Origin of the sequence: Nocardioides sp. BE266 (genome assembly GCF_031457855.1) — a bacterium.
In the GTDB taxonomy this organism is placed as follows: domain Bacteria; phylum Actinomycetota; class Actinomycetes; order Propionibacteriales; family Nocardioidaceae; genus Nocardioides.
This window is the reverse complement of the sequence record NZ_JAURTI010000011.1, coordinates 1-23,122: the sequence shown is the minus strand read 5'-3', so window position 1 is coordinate 23,122 and position 23,122 is coordinate 1. Positions and strand designations below refer to the sequence as shown.

Genomic DNA, 23,122 nt, shown 5'->3' with positions numbered 1-23,122 from the left:
CGCCGAGTGTTCACGCGCCGTTCATCGCTCACGCACAACTGTTCGCTTCCGGTGCCTACAGTGCCCGCATGCGTGAGGCTTTCCATGACCAGCTCGACGGCATCTTCGCCGACCTCTCCGAGATCTGCGGACAGGTCGAGGTCGCCGTTCGCGAGGCCACCAAGGCACTGATGACCGGCGACGTGCACACCGCCGACCAGGTGATCAGCAACGACAAGGCGATCGACGCCGCCCGCGAGCGCGTCGACGACACGGCCTTCCAGCTCCTGTCGCTCCAGCAGCCCGTGGCCGGCGACCTGCGGGTCGTCGTCTCGGCGCTGCGGATGGTGAGCGAGCTCGAGCGGATGGGCGACCTGTCCGTCCACGTCGCCAAGATCGCCCGGCTCCGGGTGCCGGCCATCGCCGTGCCCGACGAGCTGCGCCCGACCATGGAGCGGATGGCCGAGACGGCCGAGGACATGGTGCGCCGGGTGCGCGGCATCATCATCGACCGCGACGTCGAGGCCGCCATCGAGCTCGGCCGCGACGACGAGGTGATGGACCAGCTCCGCCGCCGCAGCTTCACCGAGCTGCTCTCCGCCGACTGGCAGCACGGCGTCGAGGCCGCGGTCGACATCGCGCTCCTCGGTCGCTACTACGAGCGCATCGCCGACCACTCGGTCTCGGTCGCCAACCGGGTCGTGTTCGTGGTCACGGGCGACATGCCCGGCAAGGACTGACCTCCACCCGCTGGGCCGTGCGCGAGGGGCGTTGCACCGCGCCTGCGTCCTGCTCGCCCACCGCTCCGGCGCGTGTCGTACGACGGCGCGCGAGGCGGCGGTGGCCCAGCCACACTTCAGTGGTCAGGAATGTGGGTGGACCACCGCTCCGGCGCGTGTCGTACGACGGCGCGCGAAGCGGCGGTGGCCAAGCCACACTTCCGTGGTCAGGAATGTGGGTGGACCACCGCTCGTGGATTCGTCAGCGACCCTGGTTGGCCACGGCGGCCGCGGCCTCGGCGGCGGCCTCGGGGTCGAGGTACTCGCCGCCGGCGACGGTCGGCTTCAACGACTCGTCGAGGCGGTAGACCAGCGGCATGCCGGTGGGGATGTTGAGGGCCGCGATGTCCTCGTCGGAGATGCCGTCGAGGTGCTTGACCAGGGCCCGCAGGCTGTTGCCGTGGGCGGCCACCAGCACGGTCTTGCCGGCCTGGAGGTCGGGCACGATCTCGGCCTCCCAGTAGGGCAGGAAGCGCGCGATGACGTCCTTGAGGCACTCGGTGCGCGGCAGCTCGTCGCCGAGGTCGGCGTAGCGCGGGTCGCCGGACTGGGAGTACTCGTCGGAGTCGTCCAGAGGTGGCGGCGGGGTGTCGAAGGAGCGGCGCCAGAGCATGAACTGCTCCTCGCCGTACTCCTCGAGCGTCTGCTTCTTGTCCTTGCCCTGGAGGGCGCCGTAGTGGCGCTCGTTGAGGCGCCAGGACCGCTTCACCGGGATCCAGTGGCGGTCGGCGGCGTCGAGGGCGAGGGCCGCGGTGTTGATGGCGCGGCGCTGCAGGGAGGTGTGCACGACGTCGGGCAGCACGCCCGACTCGCGGATCAGCTGGCCGCCGCGGACGGCCTCGCCCTCACCCTTCTCCGTGAGCGCGACGTCGACCCAGCCGGTGAACAGGTTCTTGGCGTTCCACTCGCTCTCGCCGTGGCGGAGCAGGACCAGCGTGTAGCTCATGACGCGTCCATGCCTTCCCAGTAGCCGAAGTCGTCGGCGACGACGGGGACCTCGATCAGGACCCGCTCGCCGTTGCCGAAGTCGACCGCCAGCGGCAGGAAGTCACCCGCGGCGAAGTCGCCGGTGAGCACGATGTCGGCGGCCGGGTCGGCCAGGTTGACCAGCCCGCCCGGCGCGATCGGGATCGGGTCGAAGTCGGCGGCCGTGACGTCCGCGCCCTCGTCGCCCGAGACGCCGGTGAAGCTCTGCTCGGCGTCGACCTCGTTGTTGGACAGCGAGGCCACGAACGTGCCGGAGCCCTCGGCCGCGGAGACGACCACGGCGGAGAGGATGTCGACGTCGCCCGAGCGGTTGTTGGCACCGCCGGCGGGGGTGTAGTCACGTTCGGTCGCGTAGTCGAAGCCGCACGAGGTCAGCGGCACGGCGAGCGCGAGAACCGCCGCGGCGGTCGCGAGAGGTCGAAGCTGCATGGCCCACAGCCTAGCGTCGGCTCAGGTCAGCCCGACGCTCCGCCCTGTGATCAGGATCGCGACCACGACGAGGGCCGTGAACACCCCCGCCGCGACCAGCAGCCGGGGGGTGCCGATGCGCAGCGCGAGCACCAGCGGGAGCGAACGCTCGCCGGCCTCGTGGTCGTGCACCAGCCCGGGCAGCGCGACGAGCAGGTGCACGCCCAGGCCGAGCAGGGCAGCCAGGCCGACCATCGCCGGCGTGGGCGGCGTCGTCGTACCGACCCCGTCCCAGCCGCCGTAGGCGAGGAAGGCCGGGTAGAACGAGAAGCTCACCATCCACGGCAGTAACGACACCGGCCGCGCGTGCAGCAGCCAGTCGCCGGCCGCGGAGACGACCAGGAGCGAGAGGTACGCCAGCCCGGCGCTGCGGCCGTTGGCGATCGCGAGGGGTACGACGAGCAGGACCGCGCAGCTGAGCGCGAACCAGACCGTCCCCGGGTCGAGCCGGTCGTCGGCCAGCGGCTTGTCGGGGCGGTGCCGCCGGTCGCTCCGGCGGTCGGCCAGGTCGTCGGCCCAACCCAGCACCGACTGCCCCACGAGCACAGTGGCGGCGACCAACGCGACCTCGCGCAGGGGGCGTCCGGCCACGGCCGCCGCCGTCGCCAGGGCCGTCGCGGTGGCCAGGGCCTGGCGGGGGTGCGCGGCACGGAGGAGGAGCAGCGCAGGGGGCGTCGGCATGGGCCGAAGTATGTCCCAAGGGGTGGGTCGTGACGTGGGTCGCACCACAGGAACATGCCATCTGTCAAGCCCGCATGTGGCCTCTGACCTGCGGAAACGCGTCGGGTGCCCATTCGAACCCGTGTTAGAATGGACACCTAGGAAGGGGAACTGAACATATGACTTTCACCGTTGGCGAAACGGTCGTCTATCCCAATCACGGGGCCGCAGTCATCGAGGAGATCGAGACGCGGACGATCAAGGGAGAGGACCGCGAGTACCTCGTCCTCCGGATCGTCGCCCAGCAGGACCTGGTCGTTCGCGTGCCGGCCTGCAACCTCGACCTCGTCGGCGTCCGTGACGTCGTCGACAAGGAGGGCCTGGACCGCGTCTTCGACGTGCTGCGGGCCGCCCACGTCGAGGAGCCCACCAACTGGTCGCGCCGCTACAAGGCCAACCTGGAGAAGCTGCACTCCGGCGACGTCATGAAGGTCTCCGAGGTCGTCCGCGACCTCTGGCGCCGCGAGCGTGACCGGGGCCTGTCGGCGGGCGAGAAGCGGATGCTGGCCAAGGCGCGCCAGATCCTCGTCTCCGAGCTGGCCCTGGCGGAGAAGACCAACGAGGACAAGGCCGAGGCCATGCTCGACGAGGTCCTCGCCTCCTGATCCACCGCACCACCGACTCGACCCCCGGCGCACGTCCCGTGCCGGGGGTCGAGTCGTCTCACGCCGCCGCCCGATAGCGTGACCCCGCCATGAGCACCGACGACACCGACGAGCCGACCCCCTCCCTGGGCACGGTCGTGGACGAGGCGCGCGGCTCGCTGCCGTACCTCCTCATCCACGGGGAGTCCCTGGTCGCGTGCGCGGCCTGGGCGCTCGGCGACGCGCGCGTCACCGCCGTGGACCTCGGCACCCAGTGGGCGGGCCTCGTCGACAGCGGCGAGCCGTTCGTCGTGCACGACTCCCTGTGCCCGATGACCCCCGCCGCCTTCATCGCCGACTGCGTCGAGCGAGCGGTCACCTCGGGCCACGTCGTCGTGGGCGTCGCCGACGACGGCGCCGTGCTCTCGCCCGTCGTCCTGCCGGCGTCGGTCGTCGCCGGGCTCGACGAGCTGCCGTCCGCCGACTTCGAGGCGCTCTTGGCCCGGCTGGCCGACAGCTTCACCGTCGAGCGCGTCGTCGCGCCCGCCTCCGCTGCCCGGGTCGCCTCGGCCGACGACGTCGCCGCGCTCGAGGCTCGTACGACGCCTGCGTCCGACGAGACCGCATGAGCGCCGCCATGCCCGGTGTGCTGGCGATGGCCGGTCGCGACGGGCTGCCCTTCGCCTCGCTGCACAAGGCCCCGCTCTACCTCCACGCCCTCCGCTCGCTCGCCGCCTCCGGCGCGGCGGAGCTGGTGGTCGCCGTCGACGTGGCCGACCTCGACCGCGTGGTGCGCGAGGTGCGGCACGCGGGCCTCGACGCCGAGGTCCGCGCCGGATCGGGGTGGTGGGACGACCTGCAGGCCCGCGACACCTCCGCCGGCCTGCTGGTCCACGACGCGCTCTGCCCGCTCGCGTCCGCCGACTTCCTGCGCAGCGTGCGCACCGGTGCTGACCGCCCCGACGCGTCCGTGCTGGCCTACCGGCCCGTGACCGACACCGTGAAGACCGTCGTGGACTCGCGCATCCAGGGCACGATCGACCGTGAGGGCCTGGCGGCGCTGGTCTCGCCCGCTGTGATCGCCCCCGACGTGCTCGCCGCAGCCGTGGCCGCCGACGAGCGGCCGCCGGTCGACGACTTCGCGCGGCTCGCCGGCTGGCTCCGCGACCGCGGCCGGGTCGAGCTCGTCCGGGCGCCCTCACTGGCCCGGCGCGTCGACGACGCGTCGTCGGTCAACCTGCTCGAGTGCGTCGACGAGCTCGCCCGGCGGACGCGCCGCGAGCCGGTCAGCGACGCAGCAGGCCCCGGAACTCGCTGAGGAACTTCCGCGGCTGCCGCAGCACCGCGCGGGGCAGCTGCCGCAGGTAGCCGACGGGGTCGCGCGCGACGCGCCGCAGCATCCGCCGCGGCTTGCTGAGCACGCGCTGCTCGAGGTCCAGGGCGTACGCCGGGATCAGCGCGCGCGAGGACAGCTCGACGTGGGTGCCGCACTGCGTGCAACGCACGGAGTCGAGCAGCCGGCCGGTGTAGTGGAGCTCGTGGTCGGTGAGCTGGTTGCAGACCTCGCAGTGCAGCTCGGCCTCGTTGGTGCTCATGTCGGGTCCGCGTGGGCGCCGTGGGGCAGGAGGTCGCGCAGGTGGGACATCGCGGACTCCCGTCGGTGGTGGCGCTGCCGGCCGGAGAGGTCGTAGTCGGCCTTGGCGAGCAGCCGCTCGGCGAGGAAGAGGTCCTCGGGGAACGTGATCTTGATGTTGCCCGCGTCGCCCGGCACGCACAACACCGGGACGTCGGTGTAGCGCTCCATGCAGCTGGCCGTGTCGGTGCCGACGAAGCCGTCGGCGTCGGCGAGGCGGTAGGCCTCGAGCAGCGGACCGGCGCGGAAGGCCTGGGGCGTCTGCACGGCCACGACGCGGTCGGGTGGCTGCTCACCGTGGTCGAGGGCGGTGAGGTGGCCCTGGTCGCGCACCGGGATGGCGCCGCCGTGCTCGACCGCCGCGTCGATCACCGAGGAGAACAGCGTGGTCACCGCCAGGGGTCGTGCCGCGTCGTGGATGACCACGACGTCGATCTCGCCGGCCTCGATGGCGGGGGCGAGCGCCTGGAGCGCCTGCCACTCCGAGCTGTGCCGGCTGTCGCCCCCGACGACGACGGTGACGTCGGGCGGGCCGACCTCACGGTCGAGGGTCGCCATCACGGCCTCCCGGTCGTCCTCGCGGATCACCAGCACGCTGTGGGTCACCGACGCGAGCCTGCGCGCTGAGTGGATGGACCAGGTGAACACGCCCCGACCTGCCAGGGGCAGCAGCACCTTGTTGGTGTGGTGCCCGCTGCGTCGGCCCTCGCCGGCCGCGAGCATCACGACCGCGGCACGGATCGGCGGGGGGAGGGGCACCGCGCGAGCCTAGCGCCCGGCGTACCCCTCCCTTCGCGTCGAGTCCCGTGCCGACGAGGCTCACCCGGCGATCTGGGCGACCAGGTCGGCGAGCGTCGGCGCGCTGCTGCCGTCCTTGCCCATCGCCTCCTGGATGCGGCGCATCCGCACGATGAGCGCGGACTCGTCGAGCTCCACGTCGTCGTAGGTCAGCGTGTGGTCGACCGGGACGTCGCGCTTGAGCGTGGCACCGGCGAGCACGCCCAGCGGCACCAGCCCGTCGCGGGCGAAGTCGTCGGCCGCGTCGATCAGGCCGCGGACCATCATCCCGCCGATGCCGTCGATCCGCTCGCCGGCCTTGAGCGCCCGCTTGGACTGGGCGCCCACCTCGGCGGTCCAGTGCTCGGAGGTCAGGCTGGGGCGCTTGTCGAGCACGATCTCGTAGACCGTGAGCGGCGCCTCGATGCTGGCCAGGTGGTAGGGGCGGTAGAGGGCGAAGTACGGCCCGTCGCCCATCTGGAGGTACGTCATCTCGTGGTGCACGTAGGGGTCGTCGGTGCGGATGATGACGAAGACGCCGGGGGCCACGTCGCCGGTGCAGTAGTCGACGACGCCGGCCTGCTCGATGATCCCGCCGTCCTTCGTCAGGGCAAATGTCTCGTGGAGCGTCGCGACCGACGACGGCGGGCCGTGCATGCCACGCTTGCTGACGCCGAGCCCGGTCGTGTTGGCCAGCGACGCCATCTCGATCATGGCCTTCGAGCCGTCGACGAAGCTGGTGAGCATCTTCGGGTTCATCTGCTTCTGGGCGGCGCGCTCGGTCAGCGACTCGGGGGTCGCGTAGGGGTCGAGTGGGTTGTTCTTGCCCTTGCCGGCGCAGATGACCTCGAAGTTCAGGTCGCGCGCGTAGTCCACGAGGATCTTGGTCTCGACGGGCTCGTCGCCGCGGCAGACCGAGTAGACGGCGTCCGACTCGTCGGCGAGCTGCGCGAGGTAGCGACCGACGGTGACGTCGGCCTCCACCGTCAAGGTGGCGACGCTGATCCCGGCGGCCAGGGCCTGGACGGCGACGGACACCGCGACCTCGGGCACGCCGGTGGCCTCGACGACGACGTCGAGGGGGAGCCCCGCCAGCCGGTCGACGCTGGTGAGGGCGATGCTGCCGCCGCCCTCGATGGCGGCCACGGCCGACTCCGCGTCGGGGGCGTCCGTCGGGGTGATGCCCGCCTGGGTCAGCGCCTCGACGGCGCGGTCATGCTGGACGTCCAGCACGGCGGACAGCGTGATGCCGGGCATCCGGAGCAGCTGCGCTGCGAAGCCGCGGCCCATCTGCCCCGCGCCCACGAGGCCGACCCGCAGGGGGCGGCCCGTCTCGTCCAGCCGGTGCTGGAGCCTGTCTCGATAGCTCATGTCAATCCTGTTCGGGGGTGGTGGGGCGGGTGATGCGGAAGGCGTCGCCCGACGCCAGGAGGGGGAGGGGGCCCTTGCGGACGCACACGTCGCCGGGGAGCTTGGCCTCGGTGAGGCCGTCGGCCTTGATGTCCATGTGGCCGAGGTTGAGCAGGTTGTCGCGTACGACGTCGCCGACCGCGAGCACCTCGAGGATCTCCTCGCCGAGGTGGACGAGGTCGCCGGGCCGGGGGCCGTCGTCGTCGACGGTGACGTGGTGGAGGACCGAGATGTCGTGCAGCTCGGCGGGCGCCTGGTCGCTGAAGAAGATGAGGATGCCGTGCTCGAGGAAGGCGGGGACCTGCTCGCCCACGGCGGTCACCGTGGTGTCGTAGACGGTGGTGCTGGTGCTCACGCCTCCTGCACGTCCTCGGGCTTCACGCCGGAGACGAAGAGCTCCTCGGTGATGAACTGCGCCAGCGGGCCGGCAGGGCTGGTGGCGTGCACGTCGACGGTGAGCACCTTCTTCATGGGGTAGACGCCCACGCGGGCGGTGCCGCCGCAGTCGATGACGGCGACCGCGATCTTGTCGAAGGGGGCCGAGGACTTGAAGCCGTCGAAGGCCTCGCCGCCGGTGAGGTCGGCGATGCGCTGGGCGACGGGGTGGATGCCACCGCCGGTGATCGAGGCGACCAGGGGGCGCTCGTCGGTGGGCAGGATGGTCAGCGGACCGCCCCAGCCGCCGCGGCCCTTGCTGACGGTGACGGACTTGTACTCGCTCATGGGTTCTCCTGTGGTCGGTGATCGGGTGGTGACCCGGTCCGGCCGGCGTGGACGCCGACCGGACCGGGAGCCTCAGTTGCTGCTGCTGTAGAGGCCGAAGCTCGCGAAGTACGCGATGACGACCGACAGCGGTCCCGTGATGAGCCGGGAGATCAGGACGGCAGGCACGCCGACCTCGACGGTCTCCGGCTCGGCCTCGCCGAGGGCGAGGCCGACGGGGATGAAGTCGCAGCCGACCTGCGGGTCGATCGCGAACAGGGCCGGGAGGGCGTACTGCGGGGCGATGTCGCCCTCGCCGATCCGGGTGCCGAGCAGCACGCCGACGACCTGCGCGATGACGGCACCGGGGCCGAGCACCGGCGAGAGCACCGGCAGTGCGCAGAAGATGCTGATCGCGAGCAGGCCGACGAGGCTGCCGGCGAGCGGCTCGATGACGTGGGCGAGCCAGTCGCCCAGGCCCGTCTTGGTGATGATGCCGATCAGGACCGCGATGAAGGCCATGAACGGCAGGATGTTGCGGATGACGGTGTCGATGGTGTCGCGGCCGGCCTGGTAGAGCGTGCCGACGACGCCGCCGACGGTCGTGCCGATCTTGACGAGGACCTTGTTGAGGCCGTCCATGCCGCCGCCGGACTTCGTCTCGGTGGTGGTGCTCATGCCGCGACCTCCTCGTTCGTGGTGCGACGCGCCAGCATGCGCGTGGTGATGATCTCGGTCAGCACGCCGCGGATGAAGATCACCACGAGGCCGACGATGAGGTAGCGCACGGCGAGGTCGCTGGTGTTGAGGCCGAGCGTGGTGATGCCGGCCGCGATGCCGAGGTAGACGAACAGCTCACCGGCGTTGGCGTGCGGGAAGATGCCGGTGATCGGGTGCACGAAGCTCACGGCCGAGTCGTAGAAGGCGGGCTTGTACTTCTCCGGGAGGAAACGGCCCATCGTGTACGCCATCGGGTTGGTCAGGAAGAACACCGACAGCACCGGCAGCAGCAGGTAGCGGACCGGGTAGTACTGCAGCCCCGGGCGGGCCGCGACCTCGCCGAGCTTGTCGATCCGCTCGGGACCGATCATCCGGATCAGCGCGTTGACGAAGGTCAGCAGCACGATCAGCGTCGGGATGATGCCGGTCACGAGGCCCATGAAGGTCTCGCCACCGGCTTGGAAGAGGCCGATGAACCAGCTGGCGGCGTCGGCGAGGGCGCCGAAGACACCGGTCGGCGGGTCGACCGTCGGGGTGTCGGCGGCCAGCGGGAGGCCCGCCAGCGCCATGGGGGTGAATGGCATGATTGCTCCTGTCGAGTCGGCTCTTGTTGAACCTGGTCGTGATGCTTGCCCGGCATCTGTTTCACCGGCGGACGCGTCCGCTCGATGTCTGACCCACAGGCCGGTCCGGGCTCCACCCCGGAGCCGGTCTGTGGTGTTGCTGGGGTGTTGCTGTTACACGGTGGCCCGGACCGTCGTGCGTGCTGCGCCGTACAGCTCAGCGGCCTGGCGTGCTGCCAGGCGCTGCGACGGCGAGACGTGGGGGAGCGCGCGGTCGCCGCGCAGGACAGAGACCTTGACGCCGAGGAGGCCGGGGAGCGACTTCGCCCGGGCGAAGGTGGTGAGGCCGCCCAGGGTGATCGCGTCGCGGACCACGCCGGCGTCGTCGACCGCGATGGCGACGAACGCACGACGGCCCTTGTAGCGGTTGCCGCCGACGCCGACGCTGACCGTCCCGGACCCGCGCAGGCGGCGTACGTCGTCGTTGAAGGCCATGGACTGGCGGTAGGTGAAGTAGATCTGCACCAGCCACCCGGCCACGAGGGCGCCGATGATGATGAATCCAGGGTTCATTGCGTGCCTCCGGTGGGGGAGCCCGCGGCGCTGAGCACGCTCCGGGCGAGTGCCTCGTCGCAGACGAGGGAGTCGATGATGCGTCCGCGCAGGGCGCCGAGGACGCCCGGCGTCTTGGCACGTCCCGAGGCGACGCCGACGACGTTGGGGATCTCGAGCAGGCCCTCGAGGCTGATGCCGAGGACGCGGTCGTCCACGACGCCGCGGATCGGGGCGCCCTGCGCGTTGTAGTAGCGGGCCGCGACGTCGCCGGCCGGCTCGTGCGCCCAGAACTCGTCGCGCTCGGCCTGGGTCAGGTTGAGCGACTCCAGGATCGCCGACGACGAGCCGTGGGTCGGGGTGCCGATCCCGATGAAGGCGATGTCGGCGCGGTTGGCGTCGTCGAGGGCCGCGCCGATCGACGGCTCGGCGAGCAGCGCGTCGCGCGAGGTGACGCTCTCCAGCGTCGCCGGCGCGTGGAGGAAGCGGTACTCCGCGCCGAGGCGCACCGCGAGCTCGCGCACCAGCTCCTGGCCGCTGATCTCGTTGCTGATCGAGGACAGACCGCCGACCAGCTGGACGAGCGTGAGCCGGTGGTGCTCCTGGTCGGCCGTCGTCGCGTAGACCATCGCCTGGAGGGCGTGGCCCCACGACAGCGCCACGGTCATCGAGTCCTTGAGCTCGTCGAGCAGCAGGCGGGCGGCCTGGGAGCCGACCGCGTCCTCCACGCGCAGGCCGGGCACGTTGCGGGTGTGGGCCACCCGCACCTCGCTGAGCCCGAACCGCGAGCGCAGCTCGTCCTCGAGCTCGGTGACCCGGCCCTCCGGGTCGTTGATGCGGATCTCGACGATCGACTGGCGCAGCGCCTCGCTCAGCATCCGCGAGACGTTGCTCCGGCTGGTGCCCAGCGCCTCGGCGACCTCCGCCTGCGACCGGCCGTGCTGGTAGTACAGCCGGGCGGCTGCCAGCAGCATCGACGGATCACGGGGGTTCGGCATTGTCACCTCTGTGCGGAGTTGGATCACATTTGTGCGCATATCAGAGCATGTGATGTGGGTCACGTCAAGGGTCAGCGTCCGCGTGTCAGGCGTGGTCCAGACGGCTGACGAACGCCTGGAGCAGCTGGGCCGCGTGGGCGCCGTCGCCGACCCGGTGGTCGACCGTGAGTCCGGCCGTGACCGACAGGGCCAGCCCGACGCCTCCGGGCACCGCGACGGGCCGCTGGGCGATGGACCCCAGCGCCAGCACGCTCGCCTGCGGCGGCGTCACGAGCGCCTGGAACCGGTCCACGCCGAGGCCGCCGAGGTTGGACAGCGCGCCGTTGGCGAGCCCGAGGTACGACGGGTCGAGCCGGCCCGCGTGCACCGCAGCCACCACGGCCTTGACCTCGGCGTCGAGCTCGCGGGGGTCGCGGGCGTCGGGCTCGGTGAACACCGGGACCATGAGACCGCCCGGCGTCGCCACGGCGAGGGCGATGGCGGGAGGTCCGCTCGGGGCCGCGGTGGACGTCGCGACGTCCCAGCGGGAGAGCAGCTCGGGCACCTCGCGGAGGGCGGCGGCGTACGCCTGCAGGAGGACCGTGGTCCAGGAGATGCCGTCGCGCCGGGCGTTCGCGGTGTCGAGAAGGACGTCGCGCCAGACCGTGAACTGGGGCACGGCCGCGCTCTCGGTCATCTTGCGGGCGACCGCGGCCCGGATCTTCGCGGTGCGGTCGAGCGACGCAGCGGGTGCGGCCGGCGCGGCCGGCGCCGCCGCCGGGGTGGGCGGCGGGGGAGCCGCCGGCGCGGGCCGGGTCAGCTGCTCGACGTCGGGCACGCGAACCAGCCCGTCGGGGCCGGTGCCGGTGACGGTCGCCAGGTCGACGCCGTGCTCGCGGGCCAGGGCACGCGCCCGGGGAACGGCTGCCACAGGGCCGGTCGAGGTGGGGGCCGGGGCCTCGGCGACCGGCTCGGGGGCCGCGGGTACGGGCTCGGCCTCGGCGGCAGCCGGCTCGGGTGCGGACTCGGCCAGCAGGTCGCCGAAGCCACCGCCGGTGTCCTCGCCCTCGACCCAGCCGATGGGCTCGCCGACGGCGACCGTGCCGGACTCGACCACGATCTCGACGAGGGTGCCGGAGACGGTGCTCTCGACCTCCATGTCGACCTTGTCGGTCATCACCTCGCAGACGACGTCGCCCTCGGAGACCTCGTCTCCGACGCGCACCATCCACTCGTTGACCTCGCCCTCGGTCATCGTCATCGACATCTTGGGCATCCGGATCGCGAGCCGCGCCATCAGGACTCCTTCATGAGGGTCGTGGCGGCCTCGACGATGTCCTCCACCTGCGGGACAGACGCGCGCTCCAGCTGCGGTGCGTAGGGGATCGGCGCGTCGAGCCCGCTGAGGCGGCGGACCGGAGCCAGCAGGCGGTAGATCGTGGGGGACTCGGCGATGCGGGCGGACAGCTCGGCGGTGAAGCCGACGTGTCCGGGTGCCTCCTGCACGAGGAGGGCGCGACCGGTGCGCGAGACGTCCTCGTGGATCGGGGCGTCGTCGAGCGGGGTCAGCGTCCGCGGGTCGATGACCGAGACGTCGATGCCGTCCTGGGCGAGGAGCTCGGCGGCCTCGAGTGAGCGGGAGACCATCACGCCGGTGGCGACGATCGTGAGGTGCTCGCCCCGGCGTCGTACGGCGGACTGGCCGAGGGGGACGCGCACGGCCTCCTCCGGCACGGGGCCGGACGTGCGGTAGAGCAGCTTGTGCTCCAGCACGATGACCGGGTTGGGGTCGTCGATGGCGGCGAGCAGCAGGCCCTTGGCGTCGGCCGCGGTGGCCGGCATGACCACCTTGAGGCCGGGCACGTGGGCGAACCATGCCTCCAGGCTCTGGGAGTGCTGGGCTGCCGCGCCCGTGCCGGAGCCGAGCGGCGCGCGCAGCACCATCGGCACCGACATGGCGCCACCGAGCATGTAGTGGATCTTGGCGGCCTGGTTGACGATCTGGTCCATCGCCTGGTTGGTGAAGTCGGAGAACTGGATCTCCACGATCGGGCGCATGCCCGCCAGGGCGGCACCGACGGCGGCGCCCACGATGCCGAGCTCGGAGATGGGGGTGTCCCGGATCCGGTCGGCGCCGAAGCGGTGGTAGAGGTCGCCGCTGACGCCGAACGCGCCGCCGTACACGCCGATGTCCTCGCCGAGCATGAAGACCCGGTCGTCGGCCTCCATGGACTGGGCGATCGCCTCGCGGACGGCCTCGGAGTAGGTGATGACGCGGTCGGTGCCGGTCTCGGTCTGGGTGCTGGTCACGGGGGTGCTCCTGCTTTCAGGGGGTCGCGGTCAGGCTCGCGCGAAGACCGCGTCGAGGAGGTCGGACGGATCGGCATCGGGGGCGGCGTTGGCCTGGCGCACGGCTTCGCGCATGTCCTCCATCGCGCGGGTGCGGATCGCCTGCACCTCCTCGTCGGTCAGCAGGCCGGACTCCTTGACCTGCGCCTCGAAGCGGAGGATCGGGTCCTGGGCACGCCACTCCGCGATCTCCTCCTTCGTGCGGTAGAGGTTCTTGTCGGACTTGCTGTGGCCCTTCCAGCGGTAGGTCACGTTCTCCACGAGGGTCGGTCCCTCGCCGGCGCGGGCCCGGGCGACCGCGGTGCTCACGGCGTCGAAGACCGCGTCGAGGTCGTTGCCGTCGACGGTCACGCCGGGGATGCCGTACGCGGCCCCGCGCTCGGAGATGTGCTCGATCGCGAAGGACTTCTCGGTGGAGAAGGACATGCCGTACTTGTTGTTCTCGCAGATGAACACGACCGGGAGCTTCCAGATCGCGGCGAGGTTGACGGCCTCGTGGAAGGCGCCCTCGTTGGCGGCGCCGTCGCCGAAGAAGCACGCGACGACGCGGTCCTCGCCGCGCAGCTGGAAGGCGAGGGCGGCACCCGCCGCGATCGGGATGCCACCGGCGACGATGCCGTTGGCGCCCAGGTTGCCCGTCGCGGTGTCGGCGATGTGCATCGAGCCGCCGCGACCGCGGCAGTAGCCGGTCTCCTTCGCCAGCAGCTCGGCCATCATCCGCGTCAGGTCGGCGCCCTTGGCGATGCAGTGGCCGTGGCCGCGGTGGGTGGAGGTGATCGCGTCGTCGGTGCGCAGCGCCAGGCACGCGCCGGTGGCCGAGGCCTCCTGGCCGATCGAGAGGTGCATCGTGCCGTGCATCAGGCCGCGCGCGAACAGGTCGTCGACGGCCTCCTCGAAGCGACGGATGGTCCACATGGTCAGCAGCGCGTGGCTCGCGGTCTCGTGGTCGGCCCCGGGGGTGGTGGTCATCGAGTCTCCTATGCACATATGTGCGTATGGTCGTCACGTTTGACCAGACTGTAGGTGACCGATGTCACGGCGCACAAGGGGCAGCACGAGAACTCCAGACCACTGGGCGTGGCTGGAGGAGGGTCGGGCAGGCCCCGGGGCGGCCGCTCGGGCCGGGGGCGTCAGCTCGTCAGGAGCGCGGTGGCGATGGCGGCCACGCCCTCGCCGCGGCCGGTGAGGCCGAGCCCGTCGGTGGTGGTCGCGGACACGCTGACGGGGGCGCCGACTGCGGCGGAGAGCGCGGCGGCCGCCTCGTCGCGGCGCGACCCGAGGCGCGGCACGTTGCCGATCACCTGCACGGCGACGTTGCCGATCTCCCAGCCGGCGGCGCGGACGCGACGCGCGGCCTCGGCGAGCAGCGTCGCCCCTGAGGCCCCGGCCCACTCGGGCTCGGAGGTGCCGAAGTTGGTGCCCAGGTCACCGATGCCGGCGGCGGAGAAGAGCGCGTCGCAGGCGGCGTGGGCGGCGACGTCGGCGTCGGAGTGGCCGTCGAGACCGGCCGGCTCGTCCGGCCATGCCAGTCCCGCGAGGTGCATCGGGACGCCCGGCACGAGCCGGTGGACGTCGGTGCCGATGCCGATGCGGATGCTGTTCGCGGACTGTAAGGACGTCACGTCGGCATCATGCCCGAGGGCGCGACACAATGGACCGGTGACCACTCGCCGCCCACCCTGGGCACTGGCCGGCATCCTCGCCGGTCTCGCCGGGCTCGCCACCAGCTATGCCACGGCGATGGTGCTCACCATCCGTGAGTCGCCGGTCGTCGCGGTCGCGGAGCTGGTCATCCGGCTCACCCCCGGCGCGGTGGCCGAGCGGGCGATCTCGGTGCTGGGGCACCTCGACAAGCCGGCGCTGGTCGCCGGCATCGTGGTCCTCCTGCTGGCCTGCTTCGCCTTCGCGGGCGTGCTCGCCCGCCGGACGTGGTGGCTGCCGGTCGTGGTGTGGACCGTGCTGGCAGGCATCGGCCTGGTGGCCGTGGTCTCCCAGCGGGGCGCCGGCCCCGTCGACTCCCTGCCCGTGGTCGTCGGGCTCCTGACCTGGATCACCGTCCACTCCGCACTCACCGACGCGCTGCGCCGCGAGCAGCGGCGGCCCGAGCTCGGGTCGCGCGAGCGCCGCGTGTTCCTGATGGTCGCCGGCGTCGTCTCGGTGGCCTCCCTGGGCATCGCCGTCACCGGACGGCTGGTCGGCGCCGGGCGCCGCCACGTGGAGACCAGCCGACGGCTGCTGCGGATCCCGGGCGTGACGCGACGCCAGGCGCCGGCGGACACCTCGCTCGGGCTGGCCGGGATCGCACCGTGGCAGACGCCGAACGAGGACTTCTACCTGATCGACACCACCATCGCGAAGCCGACCATCGAGCCGGAGGAGTGGTCGCTGCGCATCCACGGCCTGGTCGAGCGCGAGCTGAACCTGACCTACTCGGAGCTCGTCGCGCGGCCGATGACGGAGTCGTGGATCACCCTCAACTGCGTCAGCAACGAGGTCGGCGGGGGACTGGTGGGCAACGCCCGCTGGAGCGGCGTACGGCTGGCGACGCTGCTGTCCGGCCTCGGCATCAGCGACGAGGCCGACTGCGTGCTGCAGACCTCGCACGACGGCTGGTTCTGCGCGACGCCGCTCGAGGTGCTGACCGACGAGCGCGACGCGATGCTGGCGGTGGCGATGAACGGCCGGCCGCTGCCGATCGAGCACGGCTTCCCGGTGCGCACGGTGGTGCCCGGGCTCTACGGCTACGTCTCGGCCACGAAGTGGGTCGTCGACCTCGAGGTCACCACCTTCGACAAGGCGGTGGGCTACTGGACCACGAAGGGCTGGTCGGCCGAGGGGCCGGTCAAGATCGCCTCGCGCATCGACGTGCCCCGCTCGGGCGACGACGTCGAGGCCGGCCAGGTCTCCGTCGGCGGCGTCGCCTGGCACCAGCACACCGGCATCGCGGCGGTCGAGGTGCAGGTCGACGGCGGGCCGTGGCAGAAGGCCGAGCTCGGCAAGGTCCCGTCGGTCGACACGTGGGTGCAGTGGGCCGTGACGGTCGACGTGCCCGAGGGCGACCACGAGCTCCGGGTGCGGGCGACCGGCAAGGACGGCGACGTCCAGACCAGCGTCGTACGCGCTCCGGACCCGGACGGCGCGACCGGGCTGCACACGATCGAGATCAGTGCGAGCTAGCGCTAGCTGTTGCGGATGACGTACGCCGTCCCGCCGGAGGCCGCGATCCAGATCCGCTCGAACTGCGCGCGGTCGTAGACGCGGCGCACGGCGGCGTTGGTCGCGCCCGCGGGGTCGTTGACGACGACGTCGCCGTCGGGCTCGAAGCCGACGATGACCAGCAGGTGGCCGTTGCTCATCGAGATCGGCGCGCCGGTGAGCTGGTTGCGGCCGAAGGCGATCGACACGACGAGCGGCACTCCGGCGACGATGTAGTCCTCGGCCTCGCGCAGGTCGCGCATCCGGGTGACGTAGGAGTCGCCCGCGACGAGGGTCGCGGCGTAGGCGGTGTTGAAGGCCCAGTTGCCGGTGCCGTCGTAGCCGTGGTCGTAGACCATCTTCGCGGTGTAGTCGACCGCGGCGTCCACGTGGCCGGGCGCGATGCCCGCCGGCGCCGGCGCGATGCCGTAGTAGGCGAGCACCATCGCGGTCGAGGTGGCCGAGCACCACGCCTCGCCGCCACCGCCCCACTGCGGGTAGTGGCCGGAGTGCACCATCTGGGAGTACGTCGGCACGGGCAGGACCGTGCCCACGCCGGGGCCGGGCTGCGACGTGGGCCGCGCGGCGGCTGCGTCGACGCTGGCCACGGCGCCCACGCGCTCGAGGCTGACCGGCTGGGTGGTGCCCGCCGGGCGGAGGAGGGTCACGCGGACCTGCCACGACGCGACGGACGAGGTGGCGTACCAGGTGTCGACGCTGACCCGGCCGAGGTCGTCGGCCTGCCCGGAGTGCGTCGTGCGCGGGAGGCGCTTGTTGAGCCGCGACCAGTCGGCGACCGTGTCCCAGCTGCCAGTGGTGCCGTCCGCCGCGCGGCCGCGGACCTCGACGCGCACCAGGCTCTTGCCCGGGGTGGTGGCCTCCCAGGTGGGGATCAGGGCGGTCGCGCCGAAGCCGGGGGTGGCCCACGGTGAGGTCCAGGTGCCGGCGTCGTACGACCGACCGGCGATCGTGCGGCGCTTGGGCTTGAGCAGCGAGACGCTCCCGCGGCCCAGCTTGAGGCCGCGGCGGGTGCCGGCCTTGAAGTCGGCGTACGAGCTCCAGGAGGTCACCTGCACCTGCGGGGTCGCGCGCTGCCGGGCCTCGGTCGCGGCGGTCGCGGTGGGAGTCTGCGGGAGCAGGAGGCCCACGAGGCAGAGGGCGAGAACGGCGGCGGGGCGTCGGAGCACCGGACGACGATAACCCGCCAGATCACACCCGTCACAGGAGTCACGAGACCCCGGGCGACTACGGCCAATGTTCACGAAAATGTCCCCGGAGACTGTGGGCACCTTCGTCACCGATTGTCGGTCGGGCCCCTTAGTCTTCGGCAGCGGCCGCCGCTCGTCCCCCCACGCGGCCCCTGACAAAAGGGCTATCGACTTGTCTTCACGCACGCTCCGCACAGCGCTCAACCTGACGACATTGATGGCCCTCGTGGCCGCCCCGCTGGCGGTGGGCTTCACCGCGCCGGCATCTGCCGCCGAGGCGAATCACCTGGTGATCTCCGAGGCCTACGGAGGGGGTGGCAACGGCGGCGCGCCCTACCGCGCAGACTTCGTGGAGATCTTCAACCCGACGGACAACCCGATCACCATGACCAACTGGTCGATCCAGTACCGGTCCTCGGGAAGCACCTCCGCGCCCGCGGCGAGCGGCATCACCACGCTGAACGGAACCGTCCCGGCCAAGGGGTACTTCCTCGTCCGCGAGGCGACCGGCGCCGGCACGACGCTGCCGGACCTGCCGACGGCCGACGTGACCGGCACGATCGCGATGTCGGGCACCGCTTTCCAGGTGTGGCTGGCCAACACCACGACCGCCCAGAACCCGCCTGCTGGCAACGTGCTCGCGACGCCCAACGCGGCGATCGTCGACTTCCTGGGTGTCGCGGCGGGCAGCTACGAGACCGCCACCGCGAGCGGTACGGCCAACGCGACGTCGGCCTCGCGCACGCCGACCCCCGGCACTGAGTCGGACAACAACGGGGCCGACTTCGTCATCGGCGCTCCCACTCCCAAGAACACAACGAACCGCTACCCCGAGGTGCTGCCCGTCGCGGCCACCAACCCGGGCAACAAGACTGCCTACCAGGGTCGCGCGATGACGCCGTTCACGCTCGCTGCCACCGACGGCACCACGCCGTACTCTTGGTCGGCGACCGGCCTGCCTGACGGCGTCAACGTCAGCTCGGCTGGTGTCGTGTCCGGCACTCCGACCACCGTCGGCTCGTCGACCGTGACCGCCACGGTCACCGACTCGAGCTCGCCCACCCCGGGCACGGCGTCGACCCAGTTCACCATCACCGTGGCCGAGTTCCCGGTGAAGGAGCTCAAGACCATCCCGGAGATCCAGGGCACCGGTGACGCCTCGCCGCTGGTCAACCAGGACGTCCAGGTGAAGGGAGTCGTGACCGCACGGTTCCCCGACGGCGGCCTCAACGGCTTCGTCATCCAGACGCCGGGCTACGACCCGGCCACCGACACCACGCCCGACGCGTCTGACGGCCTCTTCGTCTACCAGGGCGCCACCCCGACCTACGCGCCGCCGGCCATCGGCGACCACGTCACCATCTACAACGGTCGCGTCACCGAGTTCTCCGGCCTGACCGAGCTCACGGTCACGAGCGGTGACCTCATCGACACCCGTGCCGCCACCGCCGAGGAGGCCGTCACCCCCGGCACGGTCGTGCCCGGCACCGACTGCACCCTGTCCGAGGACTCCACCGACTGCCTCACCGGCGCGGCGCTGGCCGACGTCCGCGAGCAGCACGAGTCCGAGCTCTTCCTGCCGACCGCCGACTACACGGTGACCGACGGCTACGACGGCAGCCCGTGGGGCCCGCCGTTCGTCGCGAGCTCCTCGTCGTCCAACTTCGGCGAGATCGGCCTCGCGGCCAACGACGACGAGCCGCTCTACATCCCGGTCGACAAGGCCAACCCGACGAGCGACCCGGCGAAGTGGGCGGCGATCGACACCTACAACAACGCCAAGCGCATCTCGCTCGACGACGGCGCGACGCTGTCGATCAGCGGCTCCAGCAACACCGGCATCGCCTACCCGTGGCTCCAGAAGGACTACACGGTCCGCGTCGGGGCGGCGGTGACGTTCCCGAAGCCGGTGATCTTCGAGTACCGCAACAGCGTGTGGAAGCTCTACCCGCAGACCCGTGTCCAGCCCGGCACCACCGGCGCGGACCGCGTCGCGATCGAGCAGGACCGCGCCCAGTTCGCCACCCCCGACCCGGTCGGTGGCAACGTCAAGATCGCCACGTTCAACATGCTCAACTACTTCGTCCACCCGGTGGACGAGTGGGTCGCCAACGGCGGCGACGCGGTGCCCGGCACCAACCGCACCTGCACGACCTACAAGGACCGCAACGGTGTGGCCCTCACGGCCAACACCTGCAGCTGGCGCGACCCGCGCACAGACCCGCCGTCGGCCACCGGTGACCTCGGTCCCCGCGGTGCCGCCACGGCCGTGAGCCTGAGCCGCCAGGAGGGCAAGGAGGTCGCGTCCATCAACACGATGGCCGCCGACGTGATGAGCCTCGAGGAGGTCGAGAACCCGGTCAAGCTGGGCTACTCCGACCGTGACGCCGCGCTCAAGCGCCTCGTCGCCGCGCTCAACGCCGACTGGGCCACGCGCACCGGCGAGGACACCGTCGCCAACCCGCGGTGGGCCTACGTCGCCAGCCCCCGCCCCGAGGCACAGCCGACGATCCTCGAGCAGGACGCCATCCGCAGCGCCTTCATCTTCAACCCGCGGGTGATCTCGCCCGTCGGGCGCTCGCAGATCCTGACGAACTCCCCGTCGTTCCGCAACGCCCGCGAGCCGCTGGCGCAGGCGTTCCGCCACGTCGACGGCACGCGCGACGACGGCTTCATCGTCATCGTGAACCACCTCAAGTCCAAGAGCTCGCCCGACGACGTCTCCACCGTCGCCGGCACCGACAACGCCGACGCCGGCAAGGGCGCGGGCTTCTACAACGGCGACCGCGTCCGCCAGGCGCGCGCGCTCAACGAGTTCGCGCACTCGGTCGCCGAGGACAAGGGCATCCCCGCCGTCTTCATGACCGGTGACTACAACGCCTACGGCGCCGAGGACCCGGTCCGCACCCTCGAGGCCGCGGGCTTCACGGCCCTCGAGCCGGAGAACAACCAGGCGTCGTACTCCTTCGGCGGTCTCGCCGGCTCGCTCGACCACGTCTTCGCCAACGAGGCGGCCCTCGAGATGGTCACCGGCCAGACGATCTGGCCGATCAACGCCAACGAGCCGGTCTACTACGAGTACTCCCGCTACAACTACAACGTCGCCGACCTGTTCGACGGCACGACGCCGTTCCGCTCCTCCGACCACAACCCGGAGATCATCGGCATCGACGCGCCGACCAGCACGGCTCCCCAGGACGTGGACACCGTCCAGGTCCTGGCGTCGAACGACTTCCACGGTCGTCTGCTCGACGACCCGGCGAGCGCGTCGGCCGGTGCCGCCGCGATGGCCGGAGCCGTCAACGGCCTGCGTGACGCGAATCCCGACACGGTCTTCGCGATGGCCGGTGACATCGTCGGTGCGTCGACGTTCGAGTCGTTCATCCAGAACGACAAGCCGACGCTCGACGCGATGAACGAAGCGGGCCTCGAGGTCTCCGCGGCCGGCAACCACGAGTTCGACCAGGGCTACGAGGACCTGATGGGTCGCATCATGGCCGAGTACGACGCCACCTCGAACCCCGAGGGCGGCGCCAACTGGCCCTACCTCGCGGCCAACGTGCGCCTCGGCGACGCGAACGGCGCCTACGCCCTCGACAACGACCGCACCGACCACGGCTACGACAAGTCCAACGGCGCCACCTGGTGGAAGACCTTCCCCGGCCTCAACGACGGTGACGGCATCCGCGTCGGCTTCGTCGGAGCGGTGACCGAGGACCTCGACTCCCTGGTCGCGCCGAGCGCCATCGACGGCCTGGCCATCACCAGCGTCGTCGCCGAGGTCAACGCCGCGGCCGACCAGCTCAAGGCCAGCGGTTGTGGCGGCGAGCCCTGCGACCTGGTCATCGAGCTGGTCCACGAGGGTGCGCCCAGCCCGAGCTGCGCGACCATCAAGACCGACGTCGACTCGCCCTTCGGCAAGATCGTCCACGGCGCCAGCGCCAAGGTCGACGCGATCATCTCCGGCCACACCCACCTCAAGTACAACTGCAAGGTGCCCGTGGCGGGCAAGACGATCGACCGTCCGGTGGTCTCCGCAGGCCAGTACGGCTCCTACCTCAACCAGCTCGAGTTCGACTTCGCCCCGGACACCAACAACCTGGTGGGCATCCGCCAGCACGTCCTGGCGATGAAGGACTACGACGAGGACCCCGCCACGAAGACGGTCGTCGACGCTGCGGTGCAGGTCGCCAACCAGCGCGGCGCCGAGGTCCTCGGGCAGGTCGCCGGTCCGTTCAAGCGGGCCCGTCGCGTCGACCCGACCTCCGGCGTCGTGGAGAACCGCGGTGGTGAGTCGACGCTGGGCAACCAGGTCGCCGAGATCCAGCGCTGGAAGACCGGCGCCGACATCGGTGTGATGAACCCCGGTGGTCTCCGCGACGACCTGATCGGCACCGACGACGGTCCCGGCCCGGTCACCTACCGCGAGGCCGCCAACGTGCAGCCGTTCGCCAACACCCTCGTCACGGTCGACCTGACCGGAGCGCAGCTGAAGACGCTCCTCGAGCAGCAGTGGCAGCGCGACCCCGACGGCAACATCCCGTCGCGGCCGTTCCTGCGGCTGGGCACGTCGAAGGGCTTCACCTGGACCGAGGACTCCTCCAAGGCCGAGGGCAACCGGATCACCGGCATGTGGCTCGACGGTGTCGCCATCGACCCGGCGGGCACCTACACGGTGTCGGCCAACAGCTTCCTCGCTGTGGGTGGAGACAACTTCCGGGCCCTGACGCTGGGCACGAACAAGCAGGACACCGGGTTCACCGACCTGCAGGCCACGGTGGAGTACCTCGGCGAGTTCGCCAACACCGCCGAGGGCGACGCGCCGCTGGCCGTCGACTACCGGCAGCACGGTGTGGGCGCCCGCGTCCAGGGCGGTCCGTTCTCGGCGGGCGACACCGTCACCATCCCGGTCGACTCGCTGTCGATGACCGGTGGCGGCACGTCCAACGTCATCACCGACACCGTCGACAGCACCGTCGCGGTCACGCTCGGCGCCCAGGACCTGGGCACCTTCCCGGTCACCTCGGCGCTCCCCACGACGCCGTACGACATCCCGGGTGCGGCGACCGTGACCTTCCCGCTGCCCTCCGGCCTGACCGGCGGCACGAAGTGGTTCACCCTCACCGGTGCAGCCACCGGGACCACCGCCAAGATCCCGGTCGAGGTCGTCGACAACAGGGCCGACTCCACGGTCTCGGGGACGGCTGCCGACATCACGTGGGGCCAGGCGGGCTCGGTCTCCGTGACCGTCACCCCGGGTTCGGCCACCGGCACGGTGGAGCTCTACGACGGCACGACCAAGATCGGCGAAGGCACCCTCACGGGCGACGCCACGACGATCGCGATCCCGGCCGAGTCCCTCTCCGTCGGCGCCCACACGCTGACGCTGAAGTACCTCGGCGACGTCGCGACCAAGCCTGCGGAGGGCTCGGTCAGCGTGACGGTGGTCAAGGCGTCCTCGACGGTGTCGGGCACGGCGGCCGACGTCACGTGGGGCCAGGCGGGCTCGGTGTCGGTGA

At 71.5% G+C, this 23,122-nt stretch carries 23 protein-coding genes; 6 read left to right on the top strand and 17 right to left on the bottom strand.

All coding sequences use genetic code 11. The annotated features are described in order from the left end of the window. Positions 1–68 precede the first annotated feature (68 nt). A complete protein-coding gene (phoU, locus tag J2X46_RS22600; protein WP_310254600.1) occupies positions 69–719 on the top strand; it encodes a phosphate signaling complex protein PhoU in 651 nt (216 codons plus the stop codon). A gap of 241 nt (positions 720–960) precedes the next feature. Here the strand turns inward: phoU and J2X46_RS22595 are convergent, their stop codons facing one another. The 3 genes from J2X46_RS22595 to J2X46_RS22585 are packed head-to-tail and all read right to left on the bottom strand — an operon-like array spanning position 961 to position 2,894. Then, positions 961–1,704, bottom strand: a complete 744-nt coding sequence (locus J2X46_RS22595; protein WP_310254598.1) for a phosphoglyceromutase — start codon at positions 1,702–1,704, stop codon at positions 961–963. Further along, entirely contained in the window at positions 1,701–2,174 is a 474-nt protein-coding gene (locus J2X46_RS22590; protein WP_310254596.1) for a hypothetical protein, read from the bottom strand. The genes J2X46_RS22595 and J2X46_RS22590 overlap by 4 nt, the downstream gene beginning before the upstream one ends. 21 nt (positions 2,175–2,195) lie before the next feature. Next, complete coding sequence (locus tag J2X46_RS22585; RefSeq protein ID WP_310254594.1) at positions 2,196–2,894, bottom strand: UbiA family prenyltransferase; 699 nt, start codon at positions 2,892–2,894, stop codon at positions 2,196–2,198. Between the two features lie 158 nt (positions 2,895–3,052). Here J2X46_RS22585 and J2X46_RS22580 point away from each other — a divergent pair, with 158 nt between their 5' ends. From J2X46_RS22580 to J2X46_RS22570, 3 genes are all read left to right on the top strand, one after another. Then, a complete protein-coding gene (locus J2X46_RS22580) occupies positions 3,053–3,538 on the top strand; it encodes a CarD family transcriptional regulator (RefSeq protein ID WP_191194532.1) in 486 nt (161 codons plus the stop codon). 89 nt (positions 3,539–3,627) lie between these two features. Then, a complete protein-coding gene (locus tag J2X46_RS22575; protein ID WP_310254593.1) occupies positions 3,628–4,146 on the top strand; it encodes a hypothetical protein in 519 nt (172 codons plus the stop codon). Continuing rightward, on the top strand, positions 4,143–4,835 hold the full coding sequence (locus J2X46_RS22570) for a 2-C-methyl-D-erythritol 4-phosphate cytidylyltransferase (protein WP_310254592.1): 693 nt from the start codon (positions 4,143–4,145) through the stop codon (positions 4,833–4,835). The genes J2X46_RS22575 and J2X46_RS22570 overlap by 4 nt, the downstream gene beginning before the upstream one ends. On the opposite strand, the gene J2X46_RS22565 is transcribed toward J2X46_RS22570, so the two are convergent. The 13 genes from J2X46_RS22565 to ispF form a co-directional block, all read right to left on the bottom strand. Beyond that, on the bottom strand, positions 4,804–5,112 hold the full coding sequence (locus J2X46_RS22565; protein ID WP_310254590.1) for a hypothetical protein: 309 nt from the start codon (positions 5,110–5,112) through the stop codon (positions 4,804–4,806). The genes J2X46_RS22570 and J2X46_RS22565 overlap by 32 nt on opposite strands. Further along, positions 5,109–5,909: an IspD/TarI family cytidylyltransferase gene (locus tag J2X46_RS22560; protein WP_310254588.1), complete on the bottom strand. Its 801-nt coding sequence runs from the start codon at positions 5,907–5,909 to the stop codon at positions 5,109–5,111. Before J2X46_RS22560 ends, J2X46_RS22565 begins: the two co-directional genes overlap by 4 nt. Positions 5,910–5,969: 60 nt before the next feature. Next, positions 5,970–7,298 carry an oxidoreductase gene (locus J2X46_RS22555; RefSeq protein WP_310254586.1) on the bottom strand — a complete coding sequence of 443 codons (1,329 nt, stop codon included), beginning with the start codon at positions 7,296–7,298 and terminating at the stop codon, positions 5,970–5,972. A 1-nt stretch (position 7,299) separates the two neighbouring features. Beyond that, on the bottom strand, positions 7,300–7,692 hold the full coding sequence (locus J2X46_RS22550; protein WP_310254584.1) for a PTS glucitol/sorbitol transporter subunit IIA: 393 nt from the start codon (positions 7,690–7,692) through the stop codon (positions 7,300–7,302). Further along, entirely contained in the window at positions 7,689–8,060 is a 372-nt protein-coding gene (locus J2X46_RS22545) for a hypothetical protein (protein ID WP_310254583.1), read from the bottom strand. Before J2X46_RS22545 ends, J2X46_RS22550 begins: the two co-directional genes overlap by 4 nt. Before the next feature lie 72 nt (positions 8,061–8,132). Beyond that, positions 8,133–8,717, bottom strand: a complete 585-nt coding sequence (locus J2X46_RS22540; RefSeq protein WP_310254581.1) for a protein-N(pi)-phosphohistidine--sugar phosphotransferase — start codon at positions 8,715–8,717, stop codon at positions 8,133–8,135. Further along, a complete protein-coding gene (locus J2X46_RS22535; RefSeq protein ID WP_310254579.1) occupies positions 8,714–9,343 on the bottom strand; it encodes a PTS glucitol/sorbitol transporter subunit IIC in 630 nt (209 codons plus the stop codon). Before J2X46_RS22535 ends, J2X46_RS22540 begins: the two co-directional genes overlap by 4 nt. Before the next feature lie 153 nt (positions 9,344–9,496). Continuing rightward, a complete protein-coding gene (locus tag J2X46_RS22530) occupies positions 9,497–9,895 on the bottom strand; it encodes a transcriptional regulator GutM (protein WP_310254577.1) in 399 nt (132 codons plus the stop codon). Beyond that, a complete protein-coding gene (locus tag J2X46_RS22525) occupies positions 9,892–10,872 on the bottom strand; it encodes a sugar-binding domain-containing protein (protein ID WP_310254575.1) in 981 nt (326 codons plus the stop codon). The genes J2X46_RS22530 and J2X46_RS22525 overlap by 4 nt, the downstream gene beginning before the upstream one ends. Positions 10,873–10,957: 85 nt before the next feature. Next, complete coding sequence (locus J2X46_RS22520; RefSeq protein ID WP_310254573.1) at positions 10,958–12,148, bottom strand: dihydrolipoamide acetyltransferase family protein; 1,191 nt, start codon at positions 12,146–12,148, stop codon at positions 10,958–10,960. Beyond that, complete coding sequence (locus J2X46_RS22515; protein ID WP_310254571.1) at positions 12,148–13,161, bottom strand: alpha-ketoacid dehydrogenase subunit beta; 1,014 nt, start codon at positions 13,159–13,161, stop codon at positions 12,148–12,150. Before J2X46_RS22515 ends, J2X46_RS22520 begins: the two co-directional genes overlap by 1 nt. A 30-nt stretch (positions 13,162–13,191) precedes the next feature. Next, entirely contained in the window at positions 13,192–14,169 is a 978-nt protein-coding gene (locus J2X46_RS22510) for a thiamine pyrophosphate-dependent dehydrogenase E1 component subunit alpha (RefSeq protein ID WP_310254569.1), read from the bottom strand. Positions 14,170–14,330: 161 nt separating this feature from the next. After that, positions 14,331–14,822: a 2-C-methyl-D-erythritol 2,4-cyclodiphosphate synthase gene (gene ispF, locus J2X46_RS22505; protein WP_310254567.1), complete on the bottom strand. Its 492-nt coding sequence runs from the start codon at positions 14,820–14,822 to the stop codon at positions 14,331–14,333. A 37-nt stretch (positions 14,823–14,859) separates the two neighbouring features. Here ispF and J2X46_RS22500 point away from each other — a divergent pair, with 37 nt between their 5' ends. After that, positions 14,860–16,377, top strand: coding sequence for a molybdopterin-dependent oxidoreductase (locus J2X46_RS22500; RefSeq protein ID WP_310254565.1), 1,518 nt, complete (start codon positions 14,860–14,862; stop codon positions 16,375–16,377). A 2-nt stretch (positions 16,378–16,379) separates the two neighbouring features. Here the strand turns inward: J2X46_RS22500 and J2X46_RS22495 are convergent, their stop codons facing one another. Next, the gene (locus J2X46_RS22495) at positions 16,380–17,582 is read right to left on the bottom strand and encodes a peptidase C39 family protein (protein WP_310254563.1); all 1,203 of its coding nucleotides are present in this window, start codon (positions 17,580–17,582) and stop codon (positions 16,380–16,382) included. A 193-nt stretch (positions 17,583–17,775) separates the two neighbouring features. Between J2X46_RS22495 and J2X46_RS22490 the strand changes: the two genes are divergently transcribed. After that, the coding region (locus J2X46_RS22490; protein WP_310254562.1) for an ExeM/NucH family extracellular endonuclease at positions 17,776–23,122 on the top strand (5,347 nt) is incomplete at its 3' end.

What these genes read in the sequence shown, in the direction of transcription:
- phoU (WP_310254600.1), top strand. Translation starts at nt 69, where the DNA reads ATGCGTGAGGCTTTCCATGACCAGCTCGACGGCATCTTCGCCGACCTC.
- J2X46_RS22590 (WP_310254596.1), bottom strand. Translation starts at nt 2,174, where the DNA reads ATGCAGCTTCGACCTCTCGCGACCGCCGCGGCGGTTCTCGCGCTCGCC.
- J2X46_RS22520 (WP_310254573.1), bottom strand. Translation starts at nt 12,148, where the DNA reads ATGGCGCGGCTCGCGATCCGGATGCCCAAGATGTCGATGACGATGACC.
- J2X46_RS22545 (WP_310254583.1), bottom strand. Translation starts at nt 8,060, where the DNA reads ATGAGCGAGTACAAGTCCGTCACCGTCAGCAAGGGCCGCGGCGGCTGG.
- J2X46_RS22540 (WP_310254581.1), bottom strand. Translation starts at nt 8,717, where the DNA reads ATGAGCACCACCACCGAGACGAAGTCCGGCGGCGGCATGGACGGCCTC.
- J2X46_RS22525 (WP_310254575.1), bottom strand. Translation starts at nt 10,872, where the DNA reads ATGCCGAACCCCCGTGATCCGTCGATGCTGCTGGCAGCCGCCCGGCTG.
- J2X46_RS22510 (WP_310254569.1), bottom strand. Translation starts at nt 14,169, where the DNA reads ATGACCACCACCCCCGGGGCCGACCACGAGACCGCGAGCCACGCGCTG.
- J2X46_RS22580 (WP_191194532.1), top strand. Translation starts at nt 3,053, where the DNA reads ATGACTTTCACCGTTGGCGAAACGGTCGTCTATCCCAATCACGGGGCC.
- J2X46_RS22595 (WP_310254598.1), bottom strand. Translation starts at nt 1,704, where the DNA reads ATGAGCTACACGCTGGTCCTGCTCCGCCACGGCGAGAGCGAGTGGAAC.
- J2X46_RS22535 (WP_310254579.1), bottom strand. Translation starts at nt 9,343, where the DNA reads ATGCCATTCACCCCCATGGCGCTGGCGGGCCTCCCGCTGGCCGCCGAC.
- J2X46_RS22555 (WP_310254586.1), bottom strand. Translation starts at nt 7,298, where the DNA reads ATGAGCTATCGAGACAGGCTCCAGCACCGGCTGGACGAGACGGGCCGC.
- J2X46_RS22575 (WP_310254593.1), top strand. Translation starts at nt 3,628, where the DNA reads ATGAGCACCGACGACACCGACGAGCCGACCCCCTCCCTGGGCACGGTC.
- J2X46_RS22565 (WP_310254590.1), bottom strand. Translation starts at nt 5,112, where the DNA reads ATGAGCACCAACGAGGCCGAGCTGCACTGCGAGGTCTGCAACCAGCTC.
- J2X46_RS22585 (WP_310254594.1), bottom strand. Translation starts at nt 2,894, where the DNA reads ATGCCGACGCCCCCTGCGCTGCTCCTCCTCCGTGCCGCGCACCCCCGC.
- J2X46_RS22570 (WP_310254592.1), top strand. Translation starts at nt 4,143, where the DNA reads ATGAGCGCCGCCATGCCCGGTGTGCTGGCGATGGCCGGTCGCGACGGG.
- J2X46_RS22530 (WP_310254577.1), bottom strand. Translation starts at nt 9,895, where the DNA reads ATGAACCCTGGATTCATCATCATCGGCGCCCTCGTGGCCGGGTGGCTG.